A 7733-nucleotide genomic window follows, 5' to 3' on the forward strand; every position below is an offset into this window, starting at 1 on the left:
GCTTTCTCCATCTATCTCTATTGGTGCTGGATCGCGCTCAGCCCGCCATCCACCGTCAGGCAGGCGGCGTTCATGAAGCGGCATTCGTCGGAGATCATGAAGACGGCGGCAAGCGCGATTTCGGCGATCGTCGCGATGCGGCCCTGCGGATGCAGCCTCATCGTTTGCGCGCGCGCCGCCTCCTTATCCGGAAAGCTGTTCCAGTAGTCGACCACCTTCTGCGTCTCGACATAGCCGGGTGCCAGCGCGTTCACCCGGATGCCGCGATCGGCATATTCGATGCCGAGCGACCGTGTCAGGCCAAGCAGGGCATGCTTGGCCACAGGATAGGGAAAGGTGTGCGGAATGATCGTGAAGGCATGCGTGGAGGCGATATTGAGGATCGCCCCGCCGCCCTGTTCGATCAGGCCGGGCAGCACGGCCCGGCAGCAGTTCCAGGCGCCCTTCAGATTGATGTCGAAGCAGCGATCCCACTCGTCGTCGCGGATGGAGAGCGGTTCGGCGAACACGTTGACGCCGGCATTGTTGATGAGGGCGTTCGGCTGGCCGATCGCGTCGGCGCCCTGCGCGATGGCCGCCGCGATGCCCGGCGCATCGGCAATGTCGGCTGCAGCGTGAAATAGCCGCCCAGCCGAGTGGTCGAGGTCTTCGGCGGCGCGGGCAAGGCGCGGGCCGTCGCTGTCGAGCAGGATCAGGCTTGCCTCCTCGGCAAGGCAGGCGCGTGCAATGCCAAGCCCGATCCCCTGGGCGGCCCCTGTGATGACGATCCGCTTGCCGGCGAGCCGGCCCGGTTTTTCCGCCGCCGTCACCATTCCGCAAAACTCCCGTCCTGGTGTCGCCAGATCGGGTTGCGCCAGCGGTGCCCTTCCTTGGCGCGTTCGATCACGTAGTCTTCGTTCACCTCGATCCCGAGGCCCGGCCCCTGTGGGATCGCCACCATGCCATCGGCATAGGCGAAGACCTCCGGGTTGGAGATATAGTCGAGGATGTCGTTGCTGGCATTGTAATGAATGCCGAGGCTCTGCTCCTGGATGAAGGCATTGTGGCTGACGGCATCCACCTGCAGGCAGGCGGCAAGCGCAATCGGGCCGAGCGGGCAATGTGGCGCCAGCGCCACGTCATAGGCTTCCGCCATCGCCGCGATCTTGCGGCATTCGGTGATGCCGCCGGCATGCGACAGGTCCGGCTGAATGATGTCGACGAAGCCGTCGGCCAGCACCTGCTTGAAGTCCCAGCGCGAATAGAGCCGCTCGCCGAGCGCGATCGGGGTCGAGCAATGATTGACGATGTCGCGCAGCGCCTCGCGGTTTTCCGAGAGCACCGGCTCCTCGATGAACATCAGCTTGTAGGGATCGAGTTCCTTGGCCAGAACCTTGGCCATCGGCTTCTGCACGCGCCCGTGAAAATCGACGCCGATGCCGATATGCGGGCCGATCGCATCGCGAATGGTCGCGATGGTCTCGACCGCCTTGTCGATCTTTTCCCAGCTGTCGACGATCTGCAGTTCTTCGCAGCCGTTGAGCTTGATCGCCTGGAAGCCGCGGGCCACCACCTCGCGCGCATTGCGCGCCACATCGCTCGGCCGATCGCCGCCGATCCAGGAATAGACCTTGATCCGGTCGCGCAGCTGGCCGCCGAGCAGCGAATGGATCGGCTGGCCGAGCGCCTTGCCCTTGATGTCCCAGAGCGCCTGGTCGATGCCGGCAAGCGCGCTCATGTGCACGGCGCCGCCGCGATAGAAGCCGCCGCGATAAAGCACCGTCCAGTGATCCTCGATCAGGAACGGGTCCTTGCCGATGAGGTAGTCCTCCAACTCATGCACGGCCGCCTGCACCGTCAGGGCGCGGCCTTCCACCACCGGTTCGCCCCACCCGACGATGCCTTCGTCGGTCTCGATCTTCAGGAACAGCCACCGGGGCGGCACGATATAGGTGGTCAGCTTGGTGATCTTCATGGGCATATCCGTCAGGTGAGAGAAGAGCCGGGCGGCGGCTCACGTCTGTTTGAGGGCGAAGGCGAGGTCGCGCGCGGCCAGGTCCAGCATGCGGGTGGAACAGTCGCGGGCGGCCGCGCCATTGCGCATCCTCAGCGCCTCCACCAGTTCGCGGTGGATATCGAGCGCCTCGTCATGGCGTTCGACGGCCTTGTTGGAGGTGGAGAGCGAATATTTGAGCGCGGCGTGGATGATGCCGGACAGCTGGCGGAACACCTGATTGTGGCTGGCGCGCAGCAGGATGGTGTGGAAGGCGACGTCCGCCTCGGTGAAGCGCTCGTTATTGCCTTCCAGTTCGCGCATGGCGACCCAGGCCTTTTCGAGATCGGCGACGTCCTGCGTCGTGGCGCGCGTCGCCGCCAGTTCGGCCGCCACCGGCTCGATGGTGCGGCGGGCCTCCAGAATGCAGCCGACCAGATCGAAATCGTAGATCCGCGGGCCGATCCAGTCGAGCACCTGCGCGTCGAGGATATTCCAGTCCTCCTTGTCGCAGACGACGGTGCCAACGCGCGAGCGGCTCTTCACCATGCCCTTCGAGTCGAGAATCTTCAGCGATTCGCGGATCACCGTCCGGCTGACGCCGTAGAGATCGCAGAGATCGTTTTCGCGCGGCAGCAGGGTGCCGGGTGAATAACGGTCGTCGCAGATGTCGAGCGCCAGCGCCGCGGTGACATTCTTGCTGACGCGGGGCCGCCGCCCCCGGTCGCGCCCCTCATCGCCATCCCGACCGACCGCTCTCTCTTCCACCAGCATCTCCCTGCCCAGCGCACTGTTCCACCCCGCCGGCATAGTACGATCCAGGGCCGAACGCCATTGTTTCACGGCCTGCCCCGATGAACGTCAACCCGCATCAGACACTGATAGCTTATTCATCATACCAAGACAATTGACTGGTACGATGAAAAAGCCTAACACTGCCACCGCTGCGGGAGAGCAGCCTTTTTGGGGAGGAAGACAATGCGCTTGTTCAAGGCCGCCATTCTGGCGGGTGCCGTTGCCGTGATCGCCGCCAGCTCGGCCTTTGCGGCCGATGTGAAGATCGGCTTCGTCGTCAAGCAACCGGAGGAACCCTGGTTCCAGGACGAATGGAAGTTTGCGGAGGTAGCCGCCAAGGAAAAGGGCTTCCAGCTCGTCAAGATCGGCGCGGAAGACGGCGAAAAGGTCCAGTCGGCCATCGACAATCTCGGTGCGCAGGGCGCGCAGGGTTTCATCATCTGCACGCCGGACGTGAAGCTCGGACCCGGCATCGTGGCCAAGTCGGCTGCCAACAATCTCAAGGTCATGACGGTCGACGATCGGCTGGTCGGCGCCGATGGCAAGCCGCTGGACGCCGTTCCGCATATGGGCATCTCCGCCACCAAGATCGGCGAGGCCGTCGGTCAGGCGATCGTCGACGAGGTCAAGAAGCGGGGCTGGGACCCGAAGACGGTCGGCGCGATCCGAGTCTCCTACGACCAGCTTCCGACCGCTGTCGACCGCGTCGAAGGGGCGATTTCCATCCTGAAGGCCAACGGTTTCCCGGCTGCCAATATCTTCGATGCGCCGCAGGCCAAGACCGATACCGAGGCCGCGCTCAACGCCGCGACGACCGTTCTCAACAAGCATGCCGAGATCAAGAACTGGGTCGCCTTCGGGCTCAATGACGAAGCGGCGCTGGGCGCTGTCCGCGCCACCGAAAGCGTCGGCATCGCACCGGAAAACGTCGTGGCCGTCGGTATCGGCGGGGCGGAATCGGCGATCAACGAGTTCAAGAAGCCGAAGGCGACCGGCTTTGTCGGCACGGTGATCATCTCGCCCAAGCGCCATGGCTATGAAACGGCGATCAACATGTATGACTGGGTGGCGAACGGCAAGCAGCCGGAAAAGCTGATCCTCACCGCCGGCCAGCTGGCGCTGCGCAGCAATTACGCCGAAGTGCGCAAGCAGCTCGGCATCGAGTAAGTCCGCCGTCTGCGGATGGACGGACAGGGTCCGGCGGTGCGCCGCCGGGCCGGGTGAGGGGAAGGGGAGCCGTGTCAGACTTTCTTCAATTTCGCGCCCTGTCGAAGGGCTATCCCGGCGTGCAGGCGCTTGCCGATGTGAGCTTCGGCGTTGCGCGTGGTGCCGTGCATGGCTTGATGGGCGAAAATGGCGCGGGCAAATCGACGCTGATCCGTCTCCTGTCGGGCGACCAGCGGGCGGATGCCGGCGACATCCTGATCGATGGAAGCGTGCAGACCTATGCCTCCGTGCGCGATGCCTTCGAGGCCGGCGTGATCGTCATCCATCAGGAGCTTCAGCTCGTTCCGGAACTGACGGTTGCGGAAAACCTCTGGCTCGGCCGCTTTCCAGCACGCGCCGGCGTGCTCGACCGCAAGCGGCTGCTGTCCGAGGTCGGGGCGAGGCTGCGCGACGTCGGCATCGACGTCAATCCTTCGGCGAAAGTCGCCTCGCTCTCCATCGGCGAGCGCCAGATGGTCGAGATCGCCAAGGCGGTGATGCTCGATGCACGGGTGATCGCGCTGGACGAACCCACTTCGTCGCTGTCGTCGAAGGAAAGCGAGATCCTCTTTTCGCTGATTGCGCGGCTGAAGGCGCGCGGCACCGTCATTCTCTACGTCTCGCATCGCCTCGACGAGGTCTTTCGCCTCTGTGACAGCCTGACCGTGCTGAGAGACGGCAAGCTTGCCGCCCATCACCCGGATCTCTCCCGCGTGACCCGCGACCAGGTGATTTCGGAGATGGTCGGTCGCGAGATCACGAATATCTGGGGTTACCGCGCCCGCCGGCACGGCGAGGTGCGCCTGAAGGTGGAGAACCTCTCCGGCGACCGTCTTCCCCACCCGATCGATTTCGAGGTGCGGGCCGGCGAGATCCTCGGCTTCTTCGGGCTGATCGGCGCGGGCCGCAGCGAGATGACGCGCCTGCTGTTTGGGGCCGACAGCCGCCGGACGGGGCGCGTTGTCATCGACGGACAGGCGGTTGCGCCGGACAGTCCGCCTGCCTCGATCCGCGCCGGCCTTGTGCTGTGTCCCGAGGACCGCAAGCATGACGGCATCATCCAGGGCCGTTCCGTCGAGGAAAACATCGCCATTTCCGCCCGCCGCCTGTTTTCGCCCTTCGGCCTCGTGCAGCCGCGTAAGGAAGCCGAACTCGCCGACCGCTTCATCGGCCAGCTGAGGATCCGCACGCCCTCGCGGCAGCAGGACATCGTGCATCTCTCCGGCGGCAACCAGCAGAAGGTCATTCTGGGGCGCTGGCTGGCGGAAGCGGGCGTTCGCGTGCTGGTGATCGACGAGCCGACGCGCGGCATCGATGTCGGCGCGAAGTCGGAGATCTACGCGCTCCTTTACGATCTTGCCGCCGCCGGCATGGCGATCGTGGTGATTTCCAGCGAGCTTCCCGAGGTGATGGGCATCACCGACCGCATCCAGGTGATGTGCGGCGGCCAGATCACCCGGCAGTTCGAGCGGGCGGCGTATGACGAACGCGAGATCCTGTCCGCCGCCTTTCCCGATACCCGCCAGAGCCTGCCCTGATCCCGATCGAGACCCGTTGACAGAGAACCGACACATGCAATCACTCAAGAAAATCCTTCTCGGCGAACAGGGGCTCGTCGTCATCTTCGCGCTTGCCTTCGTGCTCGTGTCGATCACGGTTCCGAACTTCCTGACCGAGCGCAACATGCTGGGCCTGCTGCAATCGGTGGTGACGATCGGCATCGTGTCCTGCACGATGATGTTTTGCCTCGCCTCGCGCGATTTCGACCTCTCCGTCGGCTCGACCGTCGCCTTTTCCGGCATGGTGGCCGTGATGGCCTCCAACAGCACCGGCTCGATCCTGCTCGGGCTCTTGGCCGCCATCACCTGCGGCGCCATCGTCGGCGTCATCAACGGCGTGGTGATCGCACGGTTTCGCATCAATGCGCTGATCACAACGCTTGCGACCATGCAGATCGTCCGCGGCTTTGCCCTGATTTCGTCTGATGGCCGCGCGGTCGGCATCAATGATCCCGCCTTTTACGATCTGGCCCTGACGCGCATTCTCGGCGTGCCGGCTCCGGTCTGGGTGATGGGCCTGTTCTTCGTCCTGTTCGGCTTCGTGCTCAACCGCACGGTGTTCGGCAAGAACACGCTGGCGATCGGCGGCAATCCCGAGGCCGCACGCCTTGCCGGCGTCAATGTCGTGACCATGCGCATCTGGATCTTTGCCCTGCAGGGGCTCGTCTGCGGCGTGGCGGGGATCCTGCTTGCCTCGCGCATCACCTCCGGCCAGCCGAACGCCGCCACGGGACTGGAGCTTTCGGTGATCTCCGCCTGCGTGCTGGGCGGCGTCTCGCTTGCCGGGGGGCGGGCGGCGATGACCGGCGTGATCGTCGGCGTGCTGATCATGGGCATTGCCGAGAATGTCATGAACCTGCTCAATATCCAGGCCTTCTACCAGTATGTCGTGCGCGGCATGATCCTGCTGCTCGCCGTCCTCCTCGACAATCTTCGGGTTTCGGCCGCGACGATGAGCCGGCGGTAAAGGCGGGCCATGGCCGACCGGATCGAGCTGAGGAATGGCGACTGCCGCGCGACAATCGCGCCGGCTGGTGGCGCCATCCTGAGCGCGACGGTGTCGGGCATGCCGCTGATGGTTGCGACGCAGACGCCCGGCCTTGCGACACGGCTGCATGGGGGCGAGGCCTGCTTTCCGCTGGTGCCCTTCGGCGGGCGCATCGAGCACAACGGCTTTTCCATCGACGGCGCGGACTATCGGCTTGCCCGCAATACGCAGGATCCGCTGGTGCTGCACGGCGAGGGCTGGCTGCGGCCATGGTCCGTGGCCGAGGTTGGCCGTGACACCGTGCTACTTTGCCTCGACGTTGCGGCCGACGACCGCTCACCTTATGCCTACCGGGCCGAACAGCGGATCACGCTTTTGCCGCAGGGGCTGATGCTGACGCTGTCGGTCGTCCACCAGGGGGCGCGACGGCTTCCTTACGGGCTCGGTTTCCACCCTCATCTGCCGGTCGGACCGGGCTCGACGGTGGAATTCCAGGCGGGGGGCGTGTGGACGGAGCGGGAGACGCACCTGCCCGGCATTCGATGCACGCCGGCCGATGAGATCGATTTCGGCACGCCGCGCGCCGTCCCCGAGGGCTGGATCAACAACTGCTACGAGGGCTGGACGGGGCGCGCCGTCATCGGCGAGGTCTCGGGTGCCGCCCTCATCCTCGAAGCCTCCCCGCCGCTCCGCTATCTGATGCTCTACAAACCCGCTGGCCCCTCCGGTTTCCTGTGTGTCGAGCCGATGAGCCACCGGCCGAATGCGCATGGCGACCCGCACGCCGGCGGGCTTGCCGTTCTGGCGCCCGGCGATGGCCTTTCCGCATCGATGCGCCTAGAACGCTGTGGGTGAGGCGGCGACACGGCGCCGTGAGCGCCTGCCAGTTCCCCCTTACTCCAACCCTGTTGGAGGCAGGAGATCATAAAGCTCACGATTACCCCCGGCCCCTTCGCTTCCGACGCGGCCGGAAACAGAAAAGGCGCCGCAGACCTGAAAGTCCCTGGTCAAACGCCTGCCTATTCCATAATTCATATTATGTATATTTGTGTTGTAGGGTGGCAGATTCCATTTTCAAATGCAACGAAGACAATAATGGCCATGGTTTCAGGAGGATGGAATGGCCCGCTCTTTTATGCAGTTGAGTTTGGATGAACGTCGTATCATCGCACGGATGCATGAGAAGAAGATCAGTCAGGCTGAGATCGCGCGC

General features: G+C 64.5%; 8 protein-coding genes. 5 read left to right on the forward strand and 3 right to left on the reverse strand.

Translation table 11 applies throughout. The features are described from left to right. Positions 1-17: 17 nt before the first annotated feature. The 3 genes from ACEXP3_RS21700 to ACEXP3_RS21710 are packed head-to-tail and all read right to left on the reverse strand — an operon-like array spanning position 18 to position 2740. Positions 18-812: an SDR family oxidoreductase gene (locus ACEXP3_RS21700; RefSeq protein ID WP_377299296.1), complete on the reverse strand. Its 795-nt coding sequence runs from the start codon at positions 810-812 to the stop codon at positions 18-20. Continuing rightward, the gene (dgoD, locus tag ACEXP3_RS21705; protein ID WP_377299298.1) at positions 806-1954 is read right to left on the reverse strand and encodes a galactonate dehydratase; all 1149 of its coding nucleotides are present in this window, start codon (positions 1952-1954) and stop codon (positions 806-808) included. The genes ACEXP3_RS21700 and dgoD overlap by 7 nt, the downstream gene beginning before the upstream one ends. Positions 1955-1993: 39 nt before the next feature. Continuing rightward, positions 1994-2740, reverse strand: a complete 747-nt coding sequence (locus tag ACEXP3_RS21710) for a FadR/GntR family transcriptional regulator (protein ID WP_348635527.1) — start codon at positions 2738-2740, stop codon at positions 1994-1996. A 210-nt stretch (positions 2741-2950) separates the two neighbouring features. Here ACEXP3_RS21710 and ACEXP3_RS21715 point away from each other — a divergent pair, with 210 nt between their 5' ends. The 5 genes from ACEXP3_RS21715 to ACEXP3_RS21735 form a co-directional block, all read left to right on the forward strand. Further along, positions 2951-3934: an arabinose ABC transporter substrate-binding protein gene (locus ACEXP3_RS21715; protein ID WP_210107365.1), complete on the forward strand. Its 984-nt coding sequence runs from the start codon at positions 2951-2953 to the stop codon at positions 3932-3934. Between the two features lie 71 nt (positions 3935-4005). Then, positions 4006-5511 (forward strand): L-arabinose ABC transporter ATP-binding protein AraG, encoded by a 1506-nt coding sequence (gene araG, locus ACEXP3_RS21720; RefSeq protein ID WP_377299301.1) that lies wholly within the window; start codon positions 4006-4008, stop codon positions 5509-5511. Between the two features lie 34 nt (positions 5512-5545). Then, positions 5546-6499 carry an L-arabinose ABC transporter permease AraH gene (araH, locus tag ACEXP3_RS21725; RefSeq protein ID WP_143127853.1) on the forward strand — a complete coding sequence of 318 codons (954 nt, stop codon included), beginning with the start codon at positions 5546-5548 and terminating at the stop codon, positions 6497-6499. Positions 6500-6508: 9 nt separating this feature from the next. After that, positions 6509-7375: an aldose 1-epimerase gene (locus ACEXP3_RS21730; RefSeq protein WP_377299304.1), complete on the forward strand. Its 867-nt coding sequence runs from the start codon at positions 6509-6511 to the stop codon at positions 7373-7375. 265 nt (positions 7376-7640) lie between these two features. After that, positions 7641-7733: helix-turn-helix domain-containing protein (locus tag ACEXP3_RS21735; RefSeq protein ID WP_377298371.1), on the forward strand; the 93-nt coding region annotated here is incomplete at its 3' end.

Origin of the sequence: Neorhizobium fuzhouense, assembly GCF_042611105.1 — a bacterium.
GTDB lineage: Bacteria > Pseudomonadota > Alphaproteobacteria > Rhizobiales > Rhizobiaceae > Neorhizobium > Neorhizobium galegae_A.